This is a genomic window from Levilactobacillus zymae, from assembly GCF_032190635.1.
In the GTDB taxonomy this organism is placed as follows: domain Bacteria; phylum Bacillota; class Bacilli; order Lactobacillales; family Lactobacillaceae; genus Levilactobacillus; species Levilactobacillus zymae_A.
The window spans coordinates 2,108,554-2,135,453 of record NZ_JAVLAS010000001.1 but is presented as its reverse complement, the minus strand read 5'-3'; the positions used below and the strand labels follow the sequence as shown (position 1 = coordinate 2,135,453).

The window sequence follows — 26,900 nt, the reverse complement described above, 5'->3', positions numbered from 1 at the left end:
GGGAGGGACACGCTTATGAAAAAATTAATGCGGCGCCTGGGCCTGATTGTTGCGCTGGTGGCCCTCACCGTGGTGGTCAGTTCTTGTGGGTCCAAACCGTTGTCATCCCGGAACGTGTTAAAGGTTGATCAACAGTCTAAGACCATTACCTGGGGAGTCAAGGCCGACACGCGGCTGTTTGGTCTGTTAGATACCAAGGATGGCAAGATCAAGGGATTTGAAATTGACCTCGCTAAGGCGATTACTAAGCAAATGCTTGGGCCTAAGGGAAAAGCCAAATTTATTCAAGTGACGAGTTCGACGCGGATGCCGATGTTGAAAAACGGGAACATCGACGCGATTATCGCCACCATGACCAACACGCCTGAACGGCGTAAGCAGGTTGCGTTTACCGATACTTACTTCTATGCTGGACAATCGTTACTGGTCAAGAAGGGCAGCAGTATCAAGAATGTTAAGGATCTTAATCAACAGAAGGGGACGGTCCTCGGGGTCGTCGGCTCGGACTCCGTGGAAAACGTGGCGAAGGTCGCGCCAAACGCCAAGGTCTTACAGCTGACCGACTACGCGCAAGCCATGACGGCCCTGAAGTCGGGTCAAGGTCAGGCGCTGACCACCGATAACGGGATCCTTTACGGGATGTCCGTCCAGAATCCGGATTACGTGGTTACCGGCGGGACGTTCGTTTCTGAACCTTACGGGATTGCCGTGGACAAGCCGCAAACCCCGTTCCGCCAAGGAATTAACCAGGCGATTGCGGAATTACGGGCCAACGGCCAATATCAGAAGATCCTGCACAAGTGGTTCCATAACGTTAAGGGCTTTGACTACAAGGAGGCGGCTAAAGAATGATTCATATCTTCCAAACTTACGGTGGCACCCTCCTGTATGGGTTAGGGCAAACGCTGCTATGTAGTGTGATTGCGTTGATTTGTAGCTTAATCATTGGAACGTTCTTCGCCTTACTCGAAGAATCGCCCAACAAGTTCGCCCGGGGAGTCGCCCGCGTGTACATCGAAATCTTCCGGAATATTCCGTTACTGGTGATTACCATGTTTTTCTACGTGGTAATTCCGCTGTACGTCTTAAAGATGAACGGGTTTACCGCCGGTACCATTGGGTTAACACTCTACACCTCGGCGTTCATCGCCGAAACTGTGCGGGCGGGGATTCAGTCTGTGGATCCCGGCCAGATGGAAGGGGCCCGTTCCAACGGGTTGACCTTCTGGCAATCGATGCGCTACATCGTCTTGCCCCAAGCCTTTCGGTATGTGATTCCACCGCTGGGTAACCAGTTTGTGAACCTGGTTAAGAATTCGTCGACCTTAGCCTTCGTGGGGGGCTTCGACCTGATGTATCAGGGAAATTCGATTGCCTCGAGTTCGCTAGAAACCATGGCGGCCTACTCCGCCGTAGGGGTCCTTTATCTAATTATCACCATGCCGATCAGTTACTACATGCGCTACTTAGAAAAGCGTTTAGCTTAGGGGAGGGTTAACCATGCTGAATAATTTTATTGCCGCATACTCCCCGGATAACTTGCGCTACCTGTTCGGTGGCCTGGGGATTACCATCTTAGTATCGGTGGCTTCCATCATTGGGAGTTTTATCATTGGGGCCATCTTGGGGGTCATTCGCTACGTCAAGATCAAGTACTTTTCCGCGATTGTCGGGTTTGTGACTGACGTGATTCGGAATTTACCGTTAATTTTGATCTTATTCTTTATTTACTTTGGTTTACCGAACCTGGGGGTTAAGCCCGAGGTGATTCCGGCCGCGATTTTGGCCATGACGATCTTTGAATCCGCCATGTTGGCTGAGATCGTCCGGTCGGGGATTCAGGCCGTGGATCCCGGCCAGATGGAAGGGGCCCGGGCTAACGGGTTAACCTATTGGCAAGGTCTATGGCACATCGTGTTGCCGCAGGCCATGGTCAAGATGATTCCGGCGATCGTGAGTCAGTTCATCTCGCTGGTCAAGGATACCTCGTTAGCGACCATTATCTTGTTACCAGAAATGCTGTACCGCTCCCAGATCATTTACGGGCAAAATACCAACTACATCATTCCGATGTTCGTGGCGATTGCGTTGCTGTACTTCATCGTTTGCTACGCGTTGTCCGTTTTGGCCCGGTACCTTGAAAAGCGCCAGGCGTAACTAAGGGCTTAAATGACTTAGTAATTAAACCGGAACCAGTCTTGATGATTGGTTCCGGTTTTTTGTGGCGGCGCTCGCACCCGCAATAAGCTGTGAAAATGACCTATATAATAGAAGAAAACGCTTACAACAACGAACGTGTTTGCTAGCTCAACCGATTTTTGGTTGCAAAAAAAGGACCCGCGATTTGCCGCGGATCTGAGTTATCGAAAGCGGGGTACGCCGCTTCGGTAGTGGGATTAGTCTTCACTTGGGGTGTCGGTGACCACGTACTGCTTGAAACGGTTAAAATCGGCTTGGGGCAGTTCCACCCGCATGGCGGTTCCCGTGGCCTGGTAGTCCGTCTTGAGGACGTTAGCGTGGTCGTTCAGGTAGGCCACCACGTCGCCGGCATCAAACGGAATCAGGAAGTTGGCCGTCACGTAATTGTGAAAGACCTTTTCCTTCATGGTTTGGACCAGCATGTCGATAGATGCGTCGTCTTTGGCCGAGAGAATCAGTTGGTCGCCCGCTCTGCTAGGGTAGGTGGCCGAGGTCAGATCCGCTTTGTTGAAGACGGTGATCATTGGCACGTCGGTGACGCCGATTTCCTGCAAAGTTTTTTCCGTGGTGGCCATCATGGCCTCGCGGTTCACGTCGGCGTAATCGACCACTTGGACTAACAGATCGGCATTGGCCGCTTCGGCCAACGTCGAACGGAAGGCCTTGACCAAGTTAGTGGGTAATTGGCTGACGAACCCGACCGTATCACTTAGTAGGAGCTTCTTTTGGTCGGGGAAAATTAACTGGCGAACACTGGTGTCCAAGGTCGCGAACAGCATGTTTTTGACGAACACCTGCTTATCCTCGTTCTTGCCGAAGCGTTGAACCAAGGCATTCATCAACGTGGACTTACCGGCGTTGGTATAGCCAACGAGGGCAATTGAGGGTAACTGGTTACGTTCGCGTTGAGCCCGTTGGGTTTCAGCGGCCAGGTTGATTTCTTTTAACTCGTGATTGACGTGGTTAATCGACCGTTGGATGGTCCGCCGGCTCATTTCGGTCTGGGATTCTCCGGCCCCCCGGTTGGTGAAGCCACCGCCACCGCCGCTCCCGGTCTGTTGGTCCAAGCGTTGCGAGGCACTGGTGTGGAGCCGGGGTAATTGGTACTGCAACATGGCCAATTGAACCTGTAATTTGGCTTCACGGGACTGGGCCCGGTTGGCGAAGATTTCGAGAATTAAGCCGGTTCGATCGATGATGCGGGCCTTGGTCCCGGCTTCTAAGTTCCGAATCTGGCTGGGGGTCAGTTCATCGTTGACCACGATGGTATCGACCCCGTCGTCAGCGACGATGGTGGCCAATTCTTCCACTTTCCCGGTCCCAAAGTAGGTGCCAGGATTGGGCTTACTTAAGGCCTGTTGCACCTGTTCGACCACGGTCATGTTGTTGGCCGCCACGAGGGCGTCTAATTCGGCCATGGCGTAGTCGAACGTTGCCTGCCCCGAGTTAAGGCCAATGGTAATGACGGGTGTTGCTGGTGTTTCATCCATATGCTCACGCTCCTTATTCTTCTTATGGGCTCAGTATACCATGTGCTAGACCTTTCGGGGGGAATGTGGGTTAGGATACCTTACAAGATTAGAGGATAATGTTGATTCTCATCGAATTCCAATCTAGGATGACCTCAACGTCATTAAGAGAGACGTGAGGGGAGTTGAGTCGCAATGAAATTATCAGCAATGGCCAAGTTGGGGACTGTGGCCACGCTGGCAGCGATGCTATTAGCTGCCTGTGGTAATAGTGCTTCGCCGGCCAAATCGAGTACCGCCCAGGCCAAGAACCAAACGTTGACTTGGATGGAGAGTTCTTCGCTGACTAGCATGGACAACTCACTGGCCACCGATATTATTTCAGCTGAAACGCTGAATAACACCGGTGCCGGTCTGTTGAAGTTTGGGGCGGGTAATAAAACGTACCCGTCAGTCGCAACCCGGTATACCAAGTCGAAGGATGGGAAGACCTATACCTTTTACCTGCGGAAGTCTAAGTGGAGTAACGGGCAACCGGTAACGGCCAAAGACTTCGTTTACGGGTGGCAACGGACCGTTAATCCCAAGACCGGATCACAGTATGCTTACCTGTACGCGGATATTAAAAACGATGCCGCGATTTCTAAGGGCAAGGAACCGGCTAGTGACCTAGGGGTAAAGGCGGAAGGTAATTATAAACTGGTGGTTAACTTGGTTCATCCAACTAGTTACTTCCCAACCCTAGTGGCCCAGGTCAGCTTCTTCCCGCAAAATAAGTCAGTCGTACAAAAGTACGGCAAGGCCTACGCGGCGAACGCGCAAAATAACGTGTACAACGGGCCGTTTAAGCTAACTTACTGGACCGGGACGTCGGATAACTGGACGTTGACCAAGAACCCGAGTTACTGGGACGCTAAGGGGGTTAAACTCCATCAACTGAAGTTTAGCGCCGTCAAGGATCCGCAAACCGCGTTGAGTCAGTATCAAAGTGGCAAGTTGGATGCCATTTACCTGACGGGACAACAACCACGGAACTTGAAATCCAATCCAGGTTACCGGTCGTTGGACAGTGCCCGGGCGGCCTACGTGGAAATGAATGAGAAACACGATTCGTTGATGCGCAACACCAAGGCACGGCAAGCGTTGTCCTTAGCCATTAACCGGACTCAGTTTACCAAGAAAGTCATGGCCGATGGGTCAACTCCCGCAACTGGAATCGGCACTAAGGGGTTGGCGACCTATAAGGGCAAGGATTTCGCGACCGAAGCCACGGACCCAAGTGCCACGGCTTATGACCAAGCTAAGGCGAAGAAGTTGTGGGCCGAAGCGTTGAAGGAAACCGGGCGGAAGAGTTACAATATGACGTTGATGTCCGATGATACGCCAGTGGGCAAGAGTACCACCAAGTACCTGCAAAGTGAATGGAGTAAGCTCCCTGGCCTGAAGGTCACCAACCAAAACATTCCGTACAAGACGCGGCTCGCACGGTCGGCTGCAGGACAATTCGATGTCGTCGTTTCCCTGTGGGGCGCCGACTTCCCAGACCCGATTACCGATCTGCAACTGTTTACGTCGGGGAACACCTACAACAACGGCAAGTGGTCCAACCAGGCCTACGACCGTCTGATCAATAAGGTCACGACGACCGATGCCAACAACCCAGACAAGCGGTGGAACGAAATGGTTTCTGCCCAAAAGATTCTCTTACAAAACGAAGGCATCATTCCATTGTACCAAGCCGGTAAGCCACAATTGTTGAAGTCGAAGGTCAAGGACGTTGTGTACTACCCAATTGGGGGTAACTGGGACTTTAGTCACGCCTACATCTCGAAGTGAGGTCGGTAACAGACTAATTCTTAAAATTTGATGATAAATGGGAAACGGGGTCAATCCAGCGATTGGCCCCGTTTTTTTGGCGTATTCGACAACTAAATTAATATAAAATTAAAAAATACTATTGATTCTCATTGTTCTATCATTTATGATGATGACATGTTGTATTGCTGATGGGTACATATTAGAGGGGTTGAAAGATATGAGGGTAACTTCGTTTATTAAGTTGGGGACTGTCGCCACGCTCTCGACGATTTTATTAGCAGCGTGTGGCAGTTCCACCAGTAGTTCTAAACAGGCCAAGGACCAAACCTTAACCTGGATGGAAAGTTCGTCACTCTCGTCGATGGATAATTCACTGGCCACCGACATCATTTCGGCGGAGACGTTGAATAATACCGGGCAAGGGCTCTTACAGTTCGGTAAGAACAACAAGACCTACCCGGCCGTGGCCAAGAGTTACACGACGTCTAAGGACGGAAAAACGTACACGTTTAATTTGCGGAAATCCAAGTGGAGTAACGGTGATCCCGTGACCGCCAAGGACTTTGTCTACGGGTGGCAACGGACGGTCAATCCTAAGACCGCGTCGCAGTATGCTTACCTGTACGCTGACGTGAAGAACGCTAACGCTATCATGAACGGAAAGAAGGCCGTGTCAACGTTGGGGGTTGAGGCTAAGGGGAATTACAAAGTAGTCGTTCACCTAACCCACGCAGTTAGCTACTTCCCAACGTTGGTCGCGCAGGTTAGCTTCTTCCCACAGAACCAAAAGGTCGTGCAAAAGTACGGTAAGAAATACGCCAACAACGCCCAGAACAACGTTTACAACGGGCCATTCAAGTTAACCTCCTGGACCGGGACGTCGGATAACTGGACCTTGAGCAAGAACCCGAAGTACTGGGATGCCAAGTCCGTGAAGTTGCAACACATCAAGTTCAGCGCCATCAAGGATCCACAAACCGCGTTAAGTCAGTACCAAAGTGGCAAGATGGACGCCATCTACCTGAGTGGGCAACAACCACGAAACTACAAGAACAACAAGGATTACCGGTCCTTGACCAGTTCGCGGGCGGCTTACGTGGAAATGAACCAAAAGTCCGACTCGATGATGAGAAACGTCAAGGCGCGGCAAGCTCTGTCCCTGGCCATCAACCGGAGTCAGTTTACCAACAAGGTCTTAGCCGATGGGTCGACGCCGGCCACGGGGATTGTGACCAAGAAACTGGCCTTACGTGACGGCAAGGACTTTGCGGACCAGGCCACGGTTAAGTCCGCCACGGACTACAACCTGACCAAGGCCAAGCAACTCTGGAAGCAAGCCTTAAAGGAAACCGGCCGTAAGAGCTACAACCTGACACTGATGGCCGACGATACGCCGGTCGCCAAGAGTACCACCGAATACTTGCAGAGCCAGTGGAGCAAGCTCTCCGGCATCAAGGTGACGAACCAAAACATTCCGTACAAGACGCGGCTATCCCGTTCGGCCAACCAACAATTTAACGTGGTTGTGAGCCTCTGGGGCGCTGATTTCCCCGATCCGATCACCGATTTACAGTTGTTCACATCGGACAACTCGTACAACAACGGGAAGTGGAAGTCTGCCGCTTACGATAAGCTGATCAAGGAAGCCACGGACACCAACGCCAACAAGCCAGCCGCTCGGTGGCAGAACATGGTGGACGCCCAGAAGGTCCTGCTGAAGGATGAGGGGATCATCCCGCTGTACCAAGGGGGTAAGCCGCAATTGGTTAAGTCGAAGGTCAAGAACGTGGTCTACTACTCGGTGGGTGCCAACTGGGACTTTAGTAAGGCCTACATCGCCAAATAATTAATGCTAATTGGAGCGAGATTGGTCGCCCTCCGGCGCTCAGGAGCTGGAACGCCTGCGGGCACAACTTCGAACCTCGCAAAAGCCGCGAGTTTTGAAGCTTGGCCTTATGGTAAGTCAGCGAAATACGCTGGCTAACCATAATGTCGCTGGCTGAGCTCCTGCTCGCCTCCGGGCTGTACACTAGTGGGATAAATTAATCAGTACTGCGAACTGGTAAACACAATTTTAACCGAGAAAATCTCTACTTGTGATTGGATAAGGGTTTATGCATAATATCCCACCTTAAGTCAATTTAGCGACAGCTTAAATCCGTGGGGTCCTAACGGGGCCGCACGGATTTGGTTTGCTTGCTTAACCGTTTATGAGTTTTTAAGGTGAATTTACTAATTTTGTAAGTGATATTTATTCAATTTTAGAATGGATTCCCCCACAAAAGACAGTTAATTAATCAATTACGCTTAATTTGAAACGTTAATTAGACGGCGTTTATAACGGTTTACTAAAAATAAATTAGATATTACTATTGATTTTAATGTTCTTCTAATATACACTAGGACTAATCAAATTTGAGGTGTTAGTTTTTGTTCCATGGTAGATTGTAAAATTAATCCGAACGCTGTTCGGACAAAAAAGATCAGCTTCCTTTAAAATGGTGTTTACCACAAACCCATCTTTTAGGAGCTGATCTTTTGTCTAGTATAACCTATTCCGAACGAATTAAAATCGAAACCTTTTGTGAACTAGGGCTGTCCAATATCCAAATGGGCGTTCGGCTGAACCGATCACCGTCAACAATTTCTTATGAATTATCTCGATGTCAACCTTATCAGGCTGAATTAGCACAAACAGATGCCGAATACAAGCGATCACGATGTGGTCGGAAAACTAAGCTGAGCGATGAGTTAAAGCAAAAAATTCTCAACCATTTACGTCTAAGCTGGTCACCAGGAATGATTGCTCACGAATTTAAACTAGCTACTAAATCTATTTATAATTGGCTAAATCAGGGGAGAATTGATTTCTCCTTGAATGATCTACCTGAACATGGCGTACGCCAACGGCGTAACGTTGACCAACGATCCAAATATAATCAATCTTTGGGGCGATCAATTGAACAGCGTCCCATGATGATTAATCAACGTAATCGCATCGGCGATTTTGAACTAGATACAGTCGTTGGTCCTCGTGGGCATAGTAAGGCAGTTTTATTAACTTTAATCGATCGAAAATCACGGTTCCTTTGGGCATACCGGTTAAAAGATCGAACGACAGCGAGTGTTAATGAAGCACTGACTAAGTTCCTAACAACTTTTAATGGACCGGTGCACAGTTTTACTGTGGACCGTGGTACTGAGTTTAGTGGGCTAGTATCATTTGAATCACAATATGGTATTAAGACCTATTACTGTCATGCTTATACGCCAGCTGAACGTGGTAGTAATGAACGCTTTAATCGGAATTTACGTTATTTTTATCCTAAGGGGACTCGTTTTGAGCACATTAGTGCTCAAGATTTAACGACGACGTTACTCCAAATTAACCAGCGACCGCTTAAAATACTCGACTGGCAAACACCGTATCAGGTTATGCTGACCAATTTGTCCAAAAATTCGGATTAAATTTGCAATCTACCCATGACCAACTAAGAGGGGTTGAATAAGTGATGAAAATCAATTCAGCAGTCAAGTTAGGGACGGTTGCTACCTTCGCCGCAATTTTACTCGCGGCGTGTGGCAGCTCGTCCAGTAGTAACGGTGGTGCCACCCAGGCGAAGGACCAAACCTTAAACTGGATGGAGTCCTCGGCTTTACCATCCATGGATATTTCCACGGCGACCGACGTGGTTTCCGGTGAAACCCTGAACAACACCAACGAAGGGTTACTTCGGATGGGGAAGAACAGTAAAACGCATCCTGGGGTCGCCAAGAGCTATTCCAAGTCCAAGGACGGGAAAACGTATACCTTCAATTTACGGAAGTCCAAGTGGAGTAACGGAGACCCCGTTACCGCTAAAGATTTCGTTTATTCCTGGCAACGCACCGTTAATCCGAAGACCGCTTCGCAATACGCTTACTTGTTTGCTCAGGTGAAGAACGCCAACGCCATCATGAACAATAAGAAGCCGGTTTCTAGTTTAGGGATCAAGGCGGACGGCAACTACAAGGTCGTGGTTACGTTGACCAAGGCGACGAACTACTTCCCAGCCTTAGTGGCTAACCCAACCTTCTACCCGCAAGATCAAAAGATCGTGCAAAAGTACGGCAAGAAGTACGCGGCCAACGCCCAAAGCAACGTTTACAACGGCCCATTCAAGTTAACTTACTGGACTGGGACGTCAGACAACTGGACGTTAAGCAAGAACAGCAACTACTGGAACGCTAAGAACGTCAAGCTGAAGAAGATCAACTTTAAGACCATGAAGGATCCACAAACCGCCTTGAGTCAATATCAAAGTGGTAAGTTGGACGCCACTTACCTGAGTGGTCAGCAACCAAAGAACTACAAGAACAGTAAGCAGTACGTGGTTCGTAAGGGGGCTTCAACCTTCTACATTGAAATGAACGAAAAAAAGGATGCCATCTTTAAGAACGTCAACGCCCGGAAGGCCTTATCCTTGGCCATCAACCGGAACCAATTCGTCAACAAGGTCTTACAAGACGGGTCCACGGTGCCATCCGGTTACGTGGCTGACGGTTTAGTTTCTTACAAGGGCACGGACTTCGCTAAGGCCGCTAAGACCAGCGAAGGCACGGCTTACAACTTGGCTGAAGCTAAGACCTTATGGAAGAAAGCCTTGAAGGAAACCGGCAAGTCTAACGTGTCTCTGACCTTAATGGCCGATGATACGCCAGCCGGTAAGAACGCCACTGAATACGTTCAGAGTCAGTGGGCTAAGTTACCTGGCTTGAAGGTTACGAACAGCAACTTACCATTTAAGACCCGGTTGAGCCGGTCACAAAATGGGCAATTCGATGCCGTAGTTTCTGGCTGGGGCGCTGACTTCGCCGATCCAATCTCCTTCCTGTCTCTGTTTACTTCCGGCAACTCGTACAACAACGGGAAGTGGAAGTCCACGACTTACGACAAGGACATCGACAAGGCCAACAACCAGGATGCTAACAACGAATCCGCTCGTTGGAACGATTTGATCGACGCTGAAAAGACGTTGATGAACGATCAAGGGATCATCCCAATCTATCAACAAGCTAAGCCACAACTGGTCAAGTCTAACGTCAAGGGAATCATCTACTTCCCAACCGGCGCTAACTGGGACTTCAGTCAGACTTATATCTCCAAGTAACGCATGCGTTATCGAAGCTCGCCGCTCGATCGTCGACCGGCGAGCTTCCTTAATCATCAGAGTGAATAATCGGGGGTGAAACTTAGTCATTTCCTGTATATCGTATACAAGAATGACGAATTAAATACATTTAAAATGTGACATCAGATTTTAATTTTTAATTTAAAACGTTGCTATATCAACGCTTATATCCGATTTAACCGAATAAATTAAATCCAACCATTGATTTTAATTGTTTTCTCATATACAATTGGAACCATCAAATTTGAGGTTGTCAATTTATTTGGCACAACCAGGATAGAGGGGTTGGATTTTCAATGAGGATCAATTCAGCAGTCAAGTTAGGGACAGTGGCCACGTTTGCCGCCATTGTGCTGGCAGCGTGTGGCTCGTCGTCAAGTTCGAGTACGAGTGCGGCGAAGGGCCAAACCCTAAATTGGATGGAAGCGTCCGCGCTCCCATCAATGGATATTTCTAAGGCGACTGATCAGGTTTCAGGGGAGACCATGAACAACACGGGGGAAGGACTCTTGCGGATTGGCAAGAACAACAAGCTAACCCCGGGTGTCGCGAAGAGCTACAGCAAGTCAAAGGACGGTACGGTCTATACCTTTAATTTGCGGAAGTCGAAGTGGAGTAACGGCGATCCCGTTACGGCCCAAAACTTCGTGTACTCTTGGCAGCGCACGGTCAATCCTAAGACCGCATCCCAATACGCGTACCTTTTGTCACCCGTTAAGAACGCTGACGCAATTTCAAAGGGTAAGCAACCCATGTCAACCTTAGGAATTAAAGCCCAGGGTAAGTACAAGGTCGTGGTCACGTTGACCAAGGCGACCGCCTACTTCCCATCCTTAGTGGCGAGTCCGACCTTCTTCCCACAGAACGCATCCGTGGCCAAGAAGTACGGTAGCAAATACGCCACGACTGCTCAGGCTAACGTTTACAACGGTCCTTTCAAGCTGACTTACTGGACCGGGACTTCCGATAACTGGTCGATGAGTAAGAATGCTAACTACTGGAACGCCAAGAATGTTAAACTGAAGAAGATTAATTTCAAGACGATGAAGGATCCTCAAACGGCCTTGAGTCAGTACCAAAGCGGTAAGTTAGATGCCACTTATTTAAGTGGTCAACAACCCAAGAACTACAAGAACAGTAAGGAATACGTGGAACGCAAGTCAGCCGGAACCTTCTACTTGGAACTCAACGAAAAGAAGGATTCCATGCTGCGTAATAAGCATGCTCGGCAAGCCCTATCCATGGCCATCAACCGGAACCAATTCATCAACAAGGTCTTAGAAGACGGTTCTACGCCGGCCAAGGGTGTGGTTGCGACGGGCCTAGCTTCCTACAAGGGTAAAGACTTCTCCGACGTTGCGAACGTCAAGTCGGCTTCAACGCAGAACTTAACGCAGGCAAAGAAGTTGTGGAAGCAAGCCTTGAAGGAAACTGGTCGGAAGAGCTATTCATTGACCTTTATGGCCGATGATACGCCAGCCGGCAAGAACGCAGCCGAATTCATCCAGAGTCAATGGGCCAAGTTACCTAACCTGAAGGTCACTAACCAGAACTTACCATTCAAGACGCGGTTAAGCCGTTCACAAAATGGTCAATTCGACGTGGTGGCCACGGCTTGGGGCGCTGACTTCCCCGACCCAATTTCCTTCCTGCAATTGTTTACGTCCGACAACGCATACAACAACGGGAAATGGAAGTCTGCGGCGTACGATAAGGATATCGCCAACGCTAACGGCAAAGATGCCAATAACGAGCGCGCTCGGTGGAACGACATGGTTAACGCCCAAAAGACGTTGCTAAACGACCAAGGGGTCATTCCGTTCTATCAACAAGGGAAGGCCCAACTGGTGAAGGCCAACGTCAAGGGCTTGATCTACTTCCCAACCGGCGCCAACTGGGACTTCAGTCAGACTTACATCGCCAAGTAATTGACGACTCATGCACAGGGTTTCTGCTTATGAGCCGGGCGACCGACTCATAAGCTTTATCGGGGAGTAAGGATCAACCATTGGTGGTCCTTACTCTTCGATGCTATAGCAATCATTTATCATCTTGTTGTTTTTTGATAGTTTTTATTAAGTTGTGGAACTTATATGGTAACGAATAAGTCTACTGATTGAGAAGAGGTAAACAAATGGCAAAATACCTAGCAAAGCGGATCTTTTACTTGATCCTGACCTTATTCATCGTGATTACCGTAACGTTTTTCCTGATGAAGCTGCTTCCCGGGACGCCATTGACCAACCAAGCCAAGCTGTCCAAGAGCCAGATTGCGTTGATTTACAAGCAATACGGGTTGGATAAGCCGGTTTGGCAGCAATACGTGCTGTACCTTGCCGGGGCAGTGAAGGGGAACTTCGGGACGTCATTCCAGTTCAGTGACCAACCGGTGTCCTACCTGATTTCCAGTCGGATTGAACCCTCCTTGCAGATTGGGCTGCAAGCTATCATCGTGGGGGTCATCGTGGGAATCATCATCGGGGCGTTTGGCGCGATGAAGCAAAATAGTTGGGTCGATACGTCGGCCACGGTGGTCTCCATCTTAGGGATCTCCATTCCGTCCTTCGTGTTGGCGGTCTTGTTGCAGTACTACCTGGGGTTAAAGCTTGGGTGGTTCCCCATTGCCGAATGGGGGGGCTTCAGTTATACCGTGTTACCAACCTTAGCGTTGGCCGCGGCACCGTTAGCTGAATCCGCCCGGTTCGTGCGAACCGAAATGGTCGATGTATTGAGTTCGGATTACATCGAATTAGCGAAGGCCAAGGGGCTCAGTCGGATGGGCGTGATTTACCATCACGCGTTGCGGAACAGTTTAATTCCGTTGATTACCATTGTGGGACCGTTAGCCGTCAACATCATGACCGGGTCGATGGTGGTGGAAAACATCTTCTCGATTCCCGGGATTGGGGAACAATTTGTGAAGTCCGTCTTGACTAACGACTACCCAACCATCATGGGGCTGACCATCGTCTACTCCTTTATGTTGTGTGTCGTGCTGCTGATTACCGATATCCTTTACGGTATCGTTGATCCGCGGATTCGGATTACAGGAAAGGCTAACTAGGAGGTAAATAAATGGCAGATACAGTAAAACTCCCAGAAGATAGCTTTAAGCCGATGACGCCGGCCGAACGGCAAGCGCTCGACAGTGAAAAAATTGCTGCCCCATCGCTGACGTTCCGTCAAGATGCTTGGCGTCGACTGAAGAAAAACAAGGGGGCCTGGGTGTCCCTCATCGTTTTAGCGATTATCTTTATCATGGCTTTCGGATCATTGGTCGTGTCACCGCACAACCCGAACGCCGTTAACCCGTCGTACGCCAACTTACCGTCCAAGATTCCGGGCGTGGGCATTAACGGGTTTAACGGGACGTTGGTTCAAGCGGGCCAACGGGTCGACGCCTACAAACAGGCGGGGGCCAGTGCCGGGACCTACTACATCATGGGGACCGACTACTTAGGCCGGGACCTGTTCTCCCGGGTCCTTTACGGGACACGAATTTCCCTGATTATTGCGTTGGTCGCCACGTTATTTGATTTGACTATCGGGGTGACTTACGGGATGGTTTCCGGCTGGAAGGGTGGTCGAGTCGACACCATCATGCAGCGGATTATCGAAATTATTTTGTCCATCCCTAACCTGGTCGTGATTGTCCTGTTGATTTTGATCTTAAAACCCGGGATGACCTCGATCATTATCGCCATCGCGCTGACGTCGTGGGTCAACATGGCCCGACTAGTCCGGGCGCAGACGTTAGAGTTAAAGGAGCAGGAATTCATTCTTGCGGCCAGAACCTTGGGGGAAAGTTCGATGAAGATTTCCTTCAAGCACTTGTTGCCGAACCTATCGAGTGTGATCATCATTAACACGATGTTCACCATTCCAAACGCGATCTTCTTCGAAGCTACCTTGTCCTACATCGGGATCGGGATTTCGTCACCCCAGGCTTCACTAGGGACGTTGTTGAACGATGGGCAAAAGAACTTCCAGTTCTTGCCGTATCAGATGTGGTGGCCCGCGTTGATTCTTTCCATCATCATGTTAGCCTTTAACCTCTTGGGTGATGGGCTGCGGGACGCCTTTGATCCACGGACGAAAGAGTAGGTGAATGCACGTCATGGATAACGAAAAAGATATTTTGGAAGTCCGGAACTTACAGGTTAACTTCAAGACCTACGCCGGGGACGTTAAAGCGATTCGGAACGTTAGCTTTGACCTGCGGAAGGGTGAAACGTTAGCCATCGTGGGGGAATCCGGTTCGGGAAAGTCCGTTACTACGCGGACCATCATGGGCTTAAACGCCTCGAACGCCCGAATCACCAGTGGTTCCATCATGTATAAGGGTCAGGACCTATTAAAGAAGTCGGAAAAAGAAATGCAAGCCATTCGGGGGCAAGACATTGCCGAAATTTTCCAAGATCCAATGACTTCGTTGGATCCCACCATGCGGATCGGCCGGCAAATCGCCGAACCGTTGATGATCCACAAGGGCATGAAGAAGGAAAAGGCCTTAAAGCAGGCCCTCGAAATGATGAAGTTGGTCGGGATTACCGACGCCGAAAACCGGATGAACGACTACCCGCACCAATTCTCAGGGGGGATGCGCCAACGGATCGTGATTGCGATTGCCTTGGTCAACTACCCGGAGGTGTTGATCGCCGACGAACCAACCACCGCGTTGGATGTGACGATTCAGGCCCAAATTCTGAATTTGATGAAGGAATTGCAAGACAAGATCTCGACGTCAATCATCTTTATCACGCATGATTTGGGCGTTGTGGCCGGCATGGCCGACCGGGTCGCCGTCATGTACGCCGGGAAGATCGTTGAATATGGGACCGTGGACGAAATCTTCTACAACCCCAAGCACCCTTACACCTGGGGCCTACTGAGTTCGATGCCGACGCTGGATACTAAGGGTGACGAATTGCCATCCATTCCCGGGACGCCACCGGACCTGTTGGATCCGCCAACTGGGGATGCCTTTGCGGCCCGGAACCAGTACGCCTTAAAGATCGATACGGAAAAGGAACCGCCGTTCTTCAAGGTTTCCGATACGCACTACGCGGCCACCTGGTTACTTCATCCGGATGCGCCGAAGGTGACGCCACCGGCCCAAATCGTGGCGCGCCAAGAACAATACGCTAAGATGCAAAAGGGCTTATTGGCTCAGCAGCATCACGGACCCGTTGAAGAAGAGGAGGAACAGCAATAATGGACTACGAAAATGCCGAAAAAATCCTCGAGGTCAAGCACCTCAAGCAATACTTCAACGTGGGCAAGGTCGATGAAGTTCGCGCGGTCGATGACATTTCCTTTGACATCTACAAGGGGGAAACCTTTGGGTTAGTCGGGGAATCCGGTTCTGGGAAAACTACGACCGGTCGGGCCATCATTCACTTGTACGAACCCACGTCCGGCGAGATCCTGTTTGACGGCAAGAACGTCGATAACTTTACCAGTAAGGAAGATCGTCATAAGTTCCACCAAGACATGCAAATGATTTTCCAAGACCCGTACGCGTCACTCAATCCGCGGATGAAGGTCAAGGATATCGTGGCGGAAGGTATCGACATCAACCATCTGGCGAAAGACGATGCCGACCGGACCAACCAAGTGGAAACGCTGCTGGAAACCGTGGGCTTGAATAAGGACCACTCCAGTCGTTACCCACACGAATTTTCCGGGGGGCAACGGCAACGGATCGGGATTGCCCGGGCGTTAGCCGTCCACCCGAAGTTCGTAATTGCCGACGAACCAATCTCCGCGTTGGACGTGTCGATTCAGGCCCAAGTGGTCAACTTGATGAAGAAGTTGCAACGGGAACAGGACTTAACCTACCTGTTTATCGCGCACGATTTGTCGATGGTCAAGTACATTTCCGACCGCATCGGGGTCATGCACTACGGGCGGATGCTGGAAATTGCCGACGCCGACGAAATCTATGCGCACCCGCTCCACGACTACACCAAGAGCCTGCTGTCAGCGGTACCTGTTCCGGACCCCGAATTCGAACGGACGCGCCAAGAGATCCACTACGACGCCAAGAACGAAAACGACGGTAAGGAACGGCACTTGGTTGAAATCGCGCCGCATCACTATGTGCGGGCGGCCGACGATGAAATTGAGATGTACAAGCAACGGGCGCACGCCGCTTCGTTGATTAAAGATTAGTCTCCTGTGAGGGACGCAAAAGGGCTTGCCAAGCGGCAAGCCCTTTTTGTGCACGATAAATGGATTCAGGGTCGCGGGCGTGGGTCCCGGACCAACGAAAAACGCCACCCCTACACTGATTGGTAGCGGTGACGTTTAGTTTGAATTAATCTTCTAAGGTTTTGGTGGCAGCTTCCGGCGCCGTTTTGGCAGCGGTCCGTCGTTGGACGGCACCCAGGATGGCCCGGGCGATGGGCCCGACAATCAAGAGTTGCAGTGGCAGAGCCATGAATAGGTTGAAAATCCAGGTGTGCAAGTAGGTCAACACGGGGTTGGCCCCGAAGTTCTGAGTCACCACCATCCCGAACAGTGACATCAGAGTCACCATGCCGGCCACCATCAGACACGAGATGGTTAGGGCAATCCGGATTTGTTTTTGTTTCATATAGTCGTTAATGATGAAATGGAAAAAGAGGTATTTGACGCCGGGGCCGATAATCCCCAGATCACAGATAGCAGCGACCAGTAACGCTAACGGGTAGCCGGTTAGGACCTCGCTGAGATAATGGGCCGTGAAGCCGTCGGTTAAGGCAATGTTGTAACCCGCCATGACCAGGACCATCAGGCCGGCCATTACAGCGGTAAATAATAATTCTTCTTTGAAATTTTTAGGCATAAATTGCTCCTTGGTTGAATTTCCCACGAGCAATTAGCGTACCACACCTCAAAAAATTTCGTAAGTCTTTTTTTTAGGCTAGAGGATGCGCGTCTTCGATCAAGAGGTGGACTTGACGTTCCTGAATCGCCCAGTTGTGGTCGATGAAGGCGTATTGGTCGTCGTAACGCACGCTGTAGTCGGTCAAGACTTGGTCCTTGACCACCTTGACTTGCGCGTACAGGACCCCGCTGGCCGTATTTTCGTCGGCGTTTAAGGTAATGAGGTGGGGGCCGTTTAAGGTAAAGACCGTGTCTGCGGCCTGAGCCTGTTGGGTGAATAAGGCTTTGAGTGCGGGCCGGCCGGTGGCTTCGGCAACCACGGTGTCCTGCCGGGTGACCCGGTAAGTCCCGCTGGCGGCCATTAGGTCGAGTTGCTGGTCGATTTTACGTTCGTCCCCCAATACGGCCCACTGGTTGACTAACCGGTCCAAGATAAGATTACTTTCTGCTTCACCATACGTCATAAGTTAAAACGCTCCTTTTTAAGCCTTAAGTTCTATTAAACCACCAACTTTGGGTGCTGTCAGTAGGCATCCCCCAATTAGGGTCGGATGCGGGTCAACGGCCTAGCGTCTGGGTCAACACGGCCAGCACCTGTTGTTGGGCGGGCGTCAGCACGTGGGCGGTCCGGTAGACGATGCTGGCGATAAATTCGGGTTGCTCGTCGTCCGTTAAGGTCAAACGGACCACGTCGTTGCGGTGTTGATCGGCGATGCTGGTCAGAAAGGTGATACCCACGTTGGCGGCCACCAGGTTCATGATCACGTGGGTGTCGTTGGCTCGGTAGACCACGTCGGGTCGAAAGTGGTTACGACGGGTCAGTTGGTTAAAGGCGGCGTTGTGCACGAAGTCGTCCGTAAAAAGGATGAAGTGTTCGTGGCGGAGCTCGCTAAAGGCAATGTGGTGGCGGTTAGCCAGGGGATGTTGCCGCGAGACGAAGATGGTGAAGGGCTGGCGGTCGAATTCCTGAGCTAGAAGCTGCTGGTAAGACAGCGGCGCCGTGGACCCCAGTAACGCGATGTCGGCCTCCCCGTTGCGCAGGGCCTGCCGCAGGGTCACCGAGCCGCCCTCGATGGTCCGAATGTTCTCTAGCTACTGATGGGCCTGCAGCTGGGCGGCAATTTGCGGGAAATAGTGGGTCTCGATGATGGGGGGCAGGGCCAAGACGGTTTGCTGCTGGGTCAGACGGGTGATCTCTTGGCGGGCCACCGTCAGTTCGTTAAGAATCGCTTCGGCGTGCGTCAACAGCTGCTGGCCGGTCGCGGTGACAGTTAGCTGGTTGTGGACCCGGTCACGTTGAATCAATTTAGTGCCGTAATCGGCCTCCAGCCGCTTCAGGGCCATGGTGATGGTGGGTTGAGTCACATGAAAATAATCGGCGACTTTGGAAAAACTTTTTTGGCGAATTAATTGATAAAAATAAGCTAGGTCTCTGGTGTTCATTTTAAATCCCTCTAATTCAGCGTTAATAGCTCCATTATAAAATATATTTATGTAACGGTCGAGAATTGACTATAAGATTTCTCGGCGACTATAGTAGGGCTTGTGAAATCGAACGAACGGAGGACTTAAAATGCCACAAGCAGATGAAATCTTAAATAATCCATTTTTAAATAAAGGAACGGCGTTCACTCAGGCTGAGCGCCAGACCCTTGGCTTGGTCGGGACGTTACCGAGTCAGGTCCAGACCATTGACGAACAAGCACAACAGGCCTACCTGCAGTTTCAGAACCGGCCAACTAATTTGGCCAAGCGGCTGTATTTGATGGACCTCTTCAACGAGAACCGGACCCTGTTCTTCCATTTGATGGGCGAACACGTGGCGGAGTTCATGCCCATCGTGTACGATCCCACGGTATCCGACTCAATCGAATCCTACAGCCACCTATTCAAGGATCCCCAAGACGCCGCGTTTATCTCGGTCGATGCGCCCGCCGATATTGAGGCCACGTTACGCAACGCCGCGAACGGTCGGGATATTCGACTGATCGTGGTGACCGACGCCGAGGGCATCCTGGGAATCGGTGACTGGGGCGTCGATGGGGTCGACATCGCCGTGGGAAAACTAATGGTCTACACGGCCGCCGCGGGGATCAACCCAGCGCAGGTCTTAGCCGTCAGCATTGACGCCGGGACCAACAACCAAAAACTGTTAAACGACCCGCTTTACCTGGGGAACCGCCACGCACGGGTGACCGGAGAGGCCTACTACGCGGTCATCGACCAGTTCGTTCAGGCCGAACAAAAGCTCTTTCCCGATGCGTTACTTCACTGGGAGGACTTCGGCCGGGATCACGCCAAGGTCATCTTGGATAAGTACAAGGACCGCTTGGCGACCTTTAACGACGATATTCAGGGGACCGGGATGGTGGTCTTAGCCGGAATCTTAGGCGCCATGAACATCGCTCACGAAAACATTCAAGACCAGAAGTTCATGGTCTTCGGTGCCGGGACCGCCGGCATGGGCATCGCCAGTCAGATTCTGGACGAGTTGACCCGGACCGGGTTGTCCGTAGCGGCTGCCAAACAACGCATCTACGCCGTGGATAAGCAGGGGCTGTTGTTCAACGACACGCCGGACCTGACCGCCGCGCAACGCGAGTTTACTCGTGACCGGTCGGAATTTAGCCAGGCGGACGCCTTGACGACGCTGACCGCGGCGGTCAAAGCCGTTCACCCGACCGTTTTGATTGGGACCTCCACCCAACCGGGGGCCTTCACCGAAGAGATCGTGAAGGACATGGCGGCCCACACGCCACGGCCCGTGATCTTTCCGTTGTCCAACCCGACCAAGTTAGCGGAGGCGAAGGCCGCGGATTTGATTACCTGGACGGCCGGTCGTGCCTTAGTGGCAACCGGGATTCCGACGCCGGACGTGACCTATCGGGGCGTGACCTACCAGATTGGGCAGGGCAATAATGCCTTGATGTACCCGGGGTTAGGCTTCGGGCTGATGGCAGCGACGGCTAAGGTCTTAAATGGCGAGACCCTGTCGGCGGCGTGCCACGCCTTAGGCGGCCTGGTGGACACCACCCAACCGGGCGCCGCGGTCTTACCCCCGGTCAGCCAGATTACGGCGTTTTCCCAAACCATCGCCGAGGTCGTGGCCCAAAGCGTCCTCGACCAGCAGTTGAACCGCGAACCCATTACCGATGCTAAGCAAGCGGTCGCGGCCATGAAATGGGTCCCGGAATACTAGGCTCAGTGGTCGGCAATTGTAACACGTTTCACACCAGAGAATAGAAGAGAAGCAACGTCTGGTAGCGGACACACCTCAGTGATGAAAGTGTGACCGCGACAAGAAGATTTTCTTGTTTTTACCGCGAGGTTGGTTAGTAACGGTCGTTTCCTGCGGGAGACGGCCGTTTTTGCGTGGTCGAAAGCGGTTGAAGACCATGCAGCTGGCTTTAGGCTAGCGTTAAGGATGATGAAGGGTTCATAAAGTTTCAGGGGTTTCTTAATATTGTTTTGACCTTATGGTAGATTGCAAATTTAATCCGAATTTTTGGACAAATTGGTCAGCATAACCTGATACGGTGTTTGCCAGTCGAGTATTTTAAGCGGTCGCTGGTTAATTTGGAGTAACGTCGTCGTTAAATCTTGAGCACTAATGTGCTCAAAACGAGTCCCCTTAGGATAAAAATAACGTAAATTCCGATTAAAGCGTTCATTACTACCACGTTCAGCTGGCGTATAAGCATGACAGTAATAGGTCTTAATACCATATTGTGATTCAAATGATACTAGCCCACTAAACTCAGTACCACGGTCCACAGTAAAACTGTGCACCGGTCCATTAAAAGTTGTTAGGAACTTAGTCAGTGCTTCATTAACACTCGCTGTCGTTCGATCTTTTAACCGGTATGCCCAAAGGAACCGTGATTTTCGATCGATTAAAGTTAATAAAACTGCCTTACTATGCCCACGAGGACCAACGACTGTATCTAGTTCAAAATCGCCGATGCGATTACGTTGATTAATCATCATGGGACGCTGTTCAATTGATCGCCCCAAAGATTGATTATATTTGGATCGTTGGTCAACGTTACGCCGTTGGCGTACGCCATGTTCAGGTAGATCATTCAAGGAGAAATCAATTCTCCCCTGATTTAGCCAATTATAAATAGATTTAGTAGCTAGTTTAAATTCGTGAGCAATCATTCCTGGTGACCAGCTTAGACGTAAATGGTTGAGAATTTTTTGCTTTAACTCATCGCTCAGCTTAGTTTTCCGACCACATCGTGATCGCTTGTATTCGGCATCTGTTTGTGCTAATTCAGCCTGATAAGGTTGACATCGAGATAATTCATAAGAAATTGTTGACGGTGATCGGTTCAGCCGAACGCCCATTTGGATATTGGACAGCCCTAGTTCACAAAAGGTTTCGATTTTAATTCGTTCGGAATAGGTTATACTAGACAAAAGATCAGCTCCTAAAAGATGGGTTTGTGGTAAACACCATTTTAAAGGAAGCTGATCTTTTTTGTCCGAACAGCGTTCGGATTAATTTTACAATCTACCTTATCTTCACGACTTTCACAAATTCCACTCGCATACTGGATTCTAATTTAGCAACCCAGCAGAAAGGCGATGGTGAGATGTTACAAGACTCTGAAACGGTGATTGCTCGGGTGACGGACGAGCAACTAGACACGGCGTTGGCGGCGGGGGCAACTTACTTTGCGACCCAGCCGACCAACCAATACGACCGGTGTGAACACCTTTTGGCGTTAGCCCAACTCTTCGACGATCAGGCCGCCGAATTGGCGACCCAGGCGGCCCACGACATGCACAAGTTATTTGCGGAGGGACAACAGGAAGCCCACGCCGCCGCGGCCATTCTGCGGTATTACGCCAATCACGGGCCGGCCTTTTTAACCCCTAAACCCTACGTTTACGGGCCGCACGATGCGCCCGCCCAATTAGAGTACGCCCCGTTAGGCATCGTGTTGGCGGTGGAACCCTGGAATTTTCCGTACACCCAGGTCATCCGGGTGCTGGCCCCCAACTACCTTGCGGGGAACCCGGTCCTCTTGAAACCGGCGCGTCAGGTTGCGGGTTGTGCCGCGGCGTTAGGGGATTTAGTCCAAGCGGCGGGGATTCCCGCGGGGGCCTTCACCAGCCTGCCGTTGACCCATGATCAGGTTGCCCAGGCGATTGCCGACGACCGGGTCCAGGGTGTGGCCGTTACGGGGTCGCCCGCGGTCGGTCGGCACTTGGCGAGTCTGGCCGGCCAGGCCTTAAAGAAGTGCACCCTGGAATTAGGGGGCAGTGACGCCTGTGTGATTCTCGATGACGCCGACTTAGCCACGGCAATTCCGGCCATGGCGACCTCACGGTTACGTAACGCCGGGCAGACTTGTACCTCGGCCAAGCGTTTCATCGTCCACCGCGACGTGGCCGACCAGGTGATCGGGGGACTGAAGACGATCTTCGAAGACCAATTGATTGGCGATCCCTTAGATCCGGCGACCACCCTGGCGCCTTTGGCGTCCGTCGCGGGCCAAACGCACCTGAGTGAACAGGTAAACCGCGCGTTAGAGCACGGGGCCACGGCCCTGATCCCCGGCGGCGCGGTGCCGGGGGGGACTGGCTTTCGCCCGACGCTGCTGACGGATTTAGCGCTGACTAACCCTGCCACCCAAGAAGAATTTTTCGGGCCCGTCGCACAACTGTACGTGGTGGATTCCGACGACCAAGCCGTGGCGGTCGCTAATCAAACACCGTTTGGCTTGGCCGGAAGCATCTTTTCCGGTGACCACCAGCGCGCCCAACGCCTCGCGAGTCGACTGGCAACCGGCCAGGTCTTCATTAACCAGGGGTCTAGTGGCATTCCCGAGTTACCGTTTGGTGGGATCAAGCAGTCCGGGTACGGGCGCGAGATGAGCGACCTGGGCATCCTGGAATTTATGAACGCGAAGATTGTGGTCTTGCCCGCCTAAGGAGGTGCTGCGATGGAAACCGAATCACTAACCAAGCCGCGACCAACCACCAACTTTCCCCGGACCACCACGCTACGCAACAAGTTGGGGTATGCGCTGGGCGACGTCGGCAATAACTTTTTGTTCGATATGGGACAACTGTACTTATTGAAATACTACACGGACGTTTTGCAGTTACCGTCCGCGTTAGCCGGAACGGTCTTTCTGGTCGCCAAGATCTGGGACGCCTTCATGGACATGGGGGTCGGGACCTGGATCGATAACCGGCAGAACATTGGTCCGCGGGGGAAATACCGGCCGTTTCTATTATGGGCGGCGATTCCGTTGGCCCTATTGTTAATTGCGAATTTTTCCATTCCGAATTTCTCGGTGACCGGCAAAATGTTGTGGGCCTACCTAGCCTACATGGTCTTTGGGACCTGCTATAGCATCTCCAACGTGCCGTTCGGGTCGATGATTCCGACCATGACCCGCAACAGTCAGGAACGAGCGGAGTTGGCGTCGTTTCGGCAGGCTGGCTCCAACTTAGGGCTGATGCTGGCGACCATCGGGTTTATGCCGATTGTGAACCTGTTACCCACGGACAAAAGCGGCTACCTGGTCGCCGTGGTGGGGTTTGCCGTGATCGGGGTTTTGTGTCAGTGGGGGGCCTATGCCAACATTCGCGAGGTCTACACCCAACCGGCCAAGCCCAAGGCCACCAAGGCCGACATTCAAAAGAGTTTCCGGGCGCTACTAAAGAACCGGCCGCTGGTCACGCTGTGCTTGGTGAACCTCTTTACCTTCTCGGCGTTTAATCTCAAGTTGACGGTCCAGGTCTACTATTGCCAATACATCCTCAAGGACACCACCGCTGAATCCTGGTTGGGCGTCTTTAGTATTGGGATGGTCTTCGTGGCCGTGGCGCTGGTACCGTTATTGACCAAGATCTTCGATAAGACGACCGTCTACGTGCTGGGGTGCCTGATCTGGGCCGTGGCCGACATCTTAGGCTTCTTCTTTGCCAACAGTACGGTGATGTTGGTGATCCTGACCAGCATCGCGTACCTGGGGGATGGCTTTACCAGTGCGCTGAACTGGGCGTTGGTCTCCGATTGCGTGGAATATGGCGAGTGGCAAAGCGGGATTCGCTCGGAAGGCATGGTCTATTCGGCGTTTACCTACTTCCGGAAGTTGTCTCAGGCCATTGCGGGCTTCGTGCCCGGCCTGGTATTGACCTGGGTCGGCTACGTGCCGAACCAAACGCAAACGGCCACGGCGTTGCTCGGGATTCGTGGGTTGATGTTCTTCTATTCGGCGGGGATGGCGATTTTGACCATCATGGTCATGCACTACCTCTATCCGCTGACCGAAGCCCGCTACCGGCAGGTCTTAACGGAAAAATTACGCCCAAAAGTTATCGGAAAGGAAGCGGCTTTAAATGAAATACTTTTTAGATAGTGCCAAGCTAGACGAAATCGAGTTAGCCTACCGCGACTACGGCATCGATGGGGTGACCACCAACCCCAAACACATCAAAAATAGCGGGGAATCTTTCGAGACCGTGGTTCAGCAACTGGCCGAGTTTGCGGCCGATAAGCCCGACTTTCCCATCTCCGTGGAGGTCAACCCTCATCTGGCCACCAGCGACGAGATGGTCACCATGGCCCACCAGTTGCACGCCCAATCCGACAACTTCGTCATCAAGATTCCCTGCACGCCGGCCGGACTAGTGGCCGCGCGCCAACTGGAGGAGCAGGGCGTTCGCACCAACGTGACGCTGGTCTTCTCCGCCGCGCAGGCGCTGTGGCCGGCGCACTTCCACGCCAAATACGTCTCGCCGTTCGTGAACTGGCAGGAAATCACCGGTCAAGACGGCCTGCAAACGGTCCAAGAGATCGCTAAAATCTATCAGAATTACGGGAGCGAGACCGAGATCATCGTGGCGGCGGTGCAGACCGGTCGGCAACTGGTTAACGCGGCGTTGACCGGGGCCGACATCGTTACCGCCGGCCTGGGCGTCTACCAGGCCAGCTTTACCCACCCGTATACGGACGTGGGCCTGCAGCGATTCCAAGCCGCTTGGGACCAAACCGCTAAGGAGGTGTAGCCGATGACCATCGTTTATCTTCCCGTCGTGCGCCGCAAGTTTGACGCCGAACTGGCGCAGCAACGCTTTACGGCGACCCAAGCGGCGCTTCGGTTAGCGATTCCCGATCTGGTCAGCCCGGCGGCCCCCCTGGGGGAACCCGCCGAATTATTGGCGTTTATCGAAACGCTCGACCAGGAACCCACGGCGTTGATCGTCCAACAGTTGACCTTTACCGGCCAGGAGTTTATCAACGAACTCATCAGCCGTTACGCGGTGCCCGTCTTGCTGCTGGCCGAAGAGGAACCCAGCGTTCACGGTTGGTTGCACCTTAACGCGCTGACCGGGCTGTTGAGCACGGCCAACGCCTTACACACCCACGGGTTACCCTATCAGCAGTATCTGGGTGGGGTCGATACTCCGCAAGGCGCTCAGGTGGTGCGGCAATTCGTCAGCTCGGTGCAGGCCTATCAGGCGATCCACCACCTCACGTTGGGGGTCGTGAGCGATCATCCGACCGGTTTTGATTTCTCCGGGACCGTGCCACGGGACTTGACTCGGACGTTTGGCGTGCAATTGAAGCACTATTCGATCGATCAAGCCTTCGCGGCGGCCGAACAGTTGGCGCCGGCGGACTACGCCCCACAACTCGAGTATGCCCGCCAGCACCTGCACGGTTTGGATGTCGAAGACCCGCGCGCCATTAAAATGGCCCAGTACCTGACCGTCATGCACCAAAAAATTGACCAGGACCACCTAGGAGCGCTGGCTTCGCGGTGTTGGCCGGACTTCTTCGACAAATTCGATAGTGCCCCGGGGGGCGTCTTTTCGCAATTGACGGCGCAACTCACGCCGGTGGCCGAGGAAGGCGATATTCACGGGGCCGTGTCGATGGCGTTACTCCAGGCGTTGACCGGCAATACCGCGCCGGCCTTTCTGGGCGATGTCACCCGCTTAGATCCGACGGACAATACGGTGACCCTGTGGCACGACTACGGGGCTTACCAACTGTGTAACCCCGATTATCCGGCCACCGCGGGCGTTCATCCCAACCGTCACGTGGGCGTCAGTGTCGACGGGGCGTTAAAACCCGGGCCGGTCACGCTTCTGCGAGTGCACTGGGACCAACAGGGCTACCGACTACTCAGCTTCACGGGCCGAGCATTAGCCGTTGAGCCCCAATTCAACGGGGTCTCGGGCAAAGTGCAGGTCACTTTACCGGTCACGCAACTGTTAGACCGGTTAGCCCAGAGTGGGGCCGAATCCCACTTCGCGTTGATTTACGGGGACTACGCGCCGGCCGTTACCTGGTTAGGGCGGTGGCTAGGCGTCCCCGTCACGACTTTAGATCAGGAGGGATAGG

Annotated in this window: 23 protein-coding genes; 17 read left to right on the top strand and 6 right to left on the bottom strand. The window is 52.0% G+C overall.

The genetic code is table 11. The features are described 5' to 3' along the window. The first annotated feature begins 15 nt into the window (after nt 1-15). From RI501_RS10170 to RI501_RS10160, 3 genes are read left to right on the top strand one after another with little or no spacing between them, the layout of a single operon-like run. Nucleotides 16-852, top strand: a complete 837-nt coding sequence (locus tag RI501_RS10170; RefSeq protein ID WP_313822260.1) for a transporter substrate-binding domain-containing protein — start codon at nt 16-18, stop codon at nt 850-852. Further along, the gene (locus RI501_RS10165; RefSeq protein ID WP_313822258.1) at nt 849-1,487 is read left to right on the top strand and encodes an amino acid ABC transporter permease; all 639 of its coding nucleotides are present in this window, start codon (nt 849-851) and stop codon (nt 1,485-1,487) included. The genes RI501_RS10170 and RI501_RS10165 overlap by 4 nt, the downstream gene beginning before the upstream one ends. Nucleotides 1,488-1,503: 16 nt before the next feature. Further along, nucleotides 1,504-2,157: an amino acid ABC transporter permease gene (locus RI501_RS10160; RefSeq protein ID WP_313823215.1), complete on the top strand. Its 654-nt coding sequence runs from the start codon at nt 1,504-1,506 to the stop codon at nt 2,155-2,157. 239 nt (nt 2,158-2,396) lie between these two features. On the opposite strand, the gene hflX is transcribed toward RI501_RS10160, so the two are convergent. Next, nucleotides 2,397-3,689, bottom strand: a complete 1,293-nt coding sequence (gene hflX / locus RI501_RS10155) for a GTPase HflX (protein ID WP_313822256.1) — start codon at nt 3,687-3,689, stop codon at nt 2,397-2,399. Nucleotides 3,690-3,863: 174 nt separating this feature from the next. Here hflX and RI501_RS10150 point away from each other — a divergent pair, with 174 nt between their 5' ends. From RI501_RS10150 to RI501_RS10110, 9 genes are all read left to right on the top strand, one after another. Then, nucleotides 3,864-5,504 carry a peptide ABC transporter substrate-binding protein gene (locus RI501_RS10150; RefSeq protein WP_313822254.1) on the top strand — a complete coding sequence of 547 codons (1,641 nt, stop codon included), beginning with the start codon at nt 3,864-3,866 and terminating at the stop codon, nt 5,502-5,504. A 199-nt stretch (nt 5,505-5,703) separates the two neighbouring features. Further along, a complete protein-coding gene (locus RI501_RS10145) occupies nt 5,704-7,332 on the top strand; it encodes a peptide ABC transporter substrate-binding protein (RefSeq protein WP_313822252.1) in 1,629 nt (542 codons plus the stop codon). 692 nt (nt 7,333-8,024) lie between these two features. Next, nucleotides 8,025-8,954, top strand: a complete 930-nt coding sequence (locus tag RI501_RS10140; RefSeq protein ID WP_313819825.1) for an IS30-like element ISLpl1 family transposase — start codon at nt 8,025-8,027, stop codon at nt 8,952-8,954. 44 nt (nt 8,955-8,998) lie between these two features. After that, the gene (locus tag RI501_RS10135) at nt 8,999-10,636 is read left to right on the top strand and encodes a peptide ABC transporter substrate-binding protein (protein ID WP_313822250.1); all 1,638 of its coding nucleotides are present in this window, start codon (nt 8,999-9,001) and stop codon (nt 10,634-10,636) included. Nucleotides 10,637-10,953: 317 nt separating this feature from the next. Continuing rightward, entirely contained in the window at nt 10,954-12,585 is a 1,632-nt protein-coding gene (locus RI501_RS10130) for a peptide ABC transporter substrate-binding protein (protein ID WP_313822248.1), read from the top strand. 206 nt (nt 12,586-12,791) lie between these two features. Next, nucleotides 12,792-13,721, top strand: coding sequence for an oligopeptide ABC transporter permease (opp3b, locus tag RI501_RS10125; RefSeq protein WP_057732854.1), 930 nt, complete (start codon nt 12,792-12,794; stop codon nt 13,719-13,721). Nucleotides 13,722-13,732: 11 nt separating this feature from the next. Then, a complete protein-coding gene (locus tag RI501_RS10120) occupies nt 13,733-14,761 on the top strand; it encodes an ABC transporter permease (protein WP_313822244.1) in 1,029 nt (342 codons plus the stop codon). A gap of 13 nt (nt 14,762-14,774) precedes the next feature. Then, nucleotides 14,775-15,872, top strand: coding sequence for an ABC transporter ATP-binding protein (locus tag RI501_RS10115; RefSeq protein ID WP_313822243.1), 1,098 nt, complete (start codon nt 14,775-14,777; stop codon nt 15,870-15,872). After that, nucleotides 15,872-16,831: an ABC transporter ATP-binding protein gene (locus RI501_RS10110; protein WP_313822241.1), complete on the top strand. Its 960-nt coding sequence runs from the start codon at nt 15,872-15,874 to the stop codon at nt 16,829-16,831. Before RI501_RS10115 ends, RI501_RS10110 begins: the two co-directional genes overlap by 1 nt. Before the next feature lie 145 nt (nt 16,832-16,976). Here the strand turns inward: RI501_RS10110 and RI501_RS10105 are convergent, their stop codons facing one another. The 4 genes from RI501_RS10105 to RI501_RS10090 form a co-directional block, all read right to left on the bottom strand. Then, complete coding sequence (locus tag RI501_RS10105) at nt 16,977-17,486, bottom strand: DUF2798 domain-containing protein (protein ID WP_313822239.1); 510 nt, start codon at nt 17,484-17,486, stop codon at nt 16,977-16,979. A gap of 73 nt (nt 17,487-17,559) precedes the next feature. Next, the gene (locus RI501_RS10100; protein ID WP_313822237.1) at nt 17,560-17,991 is read right to left on the bottom strand and encodes a nuclear transport factor 2 family protein; all 432 of its coding nucleotides are present in this window, start codon (nt 17,989-17,991) and stop codon (nt 17,560-17,562) included. A 94-nt stretch (nt 17,992-18,085) separates the two neighbouring features. Beyond that, nucleotides 18,086-18,601: a LysR substrate-binding domain-containing protein gene (locus RI501_RS10095; RefSeq protein ID WP_313823213.1), complete on the bottom strand. Its 516-nt coding sequence runs from the start codon at nt 18,599-18,601 to the stop codon at nt 18,086-18,088. 18 nt (nt 18,602-18,619) lie between these two features. Continuing rightward, nucleotides 18,620-18,970 (bottom strand): LysR family transcriptional regulator, encoded by a 351-nt coding sequence (locus RI501_RS10090; RefSeq protein ID WP_313822235.1) that lies wholly within the window; start codon nt 18,968-18,970, stop codon nt 18,620-18,622. Nucleotides 18,971-19,100: 130 nt separating this feature from the next. Between RI501_RS10090 and RI501_RS10085 the strand changes: the two genes are divergently transcribed. Continuing rightward, nucleotides 19,101-20,726, top strand: coding sequence for a malolactic enzyme (locus tag RI501_RS10085; protein ID WP_313822234.1), 1,626 nt, complete (start codon nt 19,101-19,103; stop codon nt 20,724-20,726). Between the two features lie 293 nt (nt 20,727-21,019). On the opposite strand, the gene RI501_RS10080 is transcribed toward RI501_RS10085, so the two are convergent. Next, the gene (locus RI501_RS10080) at nt 21,020-21,949 is read right to left on the bottom strand and encodes an IS30-like element ISLpl1 family transposase (protein ID WP_313819825.1); all 930 of its coding nucleotides are present in this window, start codon (nt 21,947-21,949) and stop codon (nt 21,020-21,022) included. A 176-nt stretch (nt 21,950-22,125) separates the two neighbouring features. Between RI501_RS10080 and RI501_RS10075 the strand changes: the two genes are divergently transcribed. From RI501_RS10075 to RI501_RS10060, 4 genes are read left to right on the top strand one after another with little or no spacing between them, the layout of a single operon-like run. Next, on the top strand, nt 22,126-23,469 hold the full coding sequence (locus tag RI501_RS10075; RefSeq protein WP_313822231.1) for an aldehyde dehydrogenase family protein: 1,344 nt from the start codon (nt 22,126-22,128) through the stop codon (nt 23,467-23,469). A gap of 12 nt (nt 23,470-23,481) precedes the next feature. Continuing rightward, nucleotides 23,482-24,909, top strand: coding sequence for a glycoside-pentoside-hexuronide (GPH):cation symporter (locus tag RI501_RS10070; RefSeq protein WP_313822229.1), 1,428 nt, complete (start codon nt 23,482-23,484; stop codon nt 24,907-24,909). Further along, nucleotides 24,890-25,558 carry a transaldolase family protein gene (locus tag RI501_RS10065; RefSeq protein WP_313822227.1) on the top strand — a complete coding sequence of 223 codons (669 nt, stop codon included), beginning with the start codon at nt 24,890-24,892 and terminating at the stop codon, nt 25,556-25,558. Before RI501_RS10070 ends, RI501_RS10065 begins: the two co-directional genes overlap by 20 nt. A 3-nt stretch (nt 25,559-25,561) precedes the next feature. Next, entirely contained in the window at nt 25,562-26,899 is a 1,338-nt protein-coding gene (locus RI501_RS10060; RefSeq protein WP_313822225.1) for a hypothetical protein, read from the top strand. Nucleotide 26,900 lies beyond the last annotated feature (1 nt).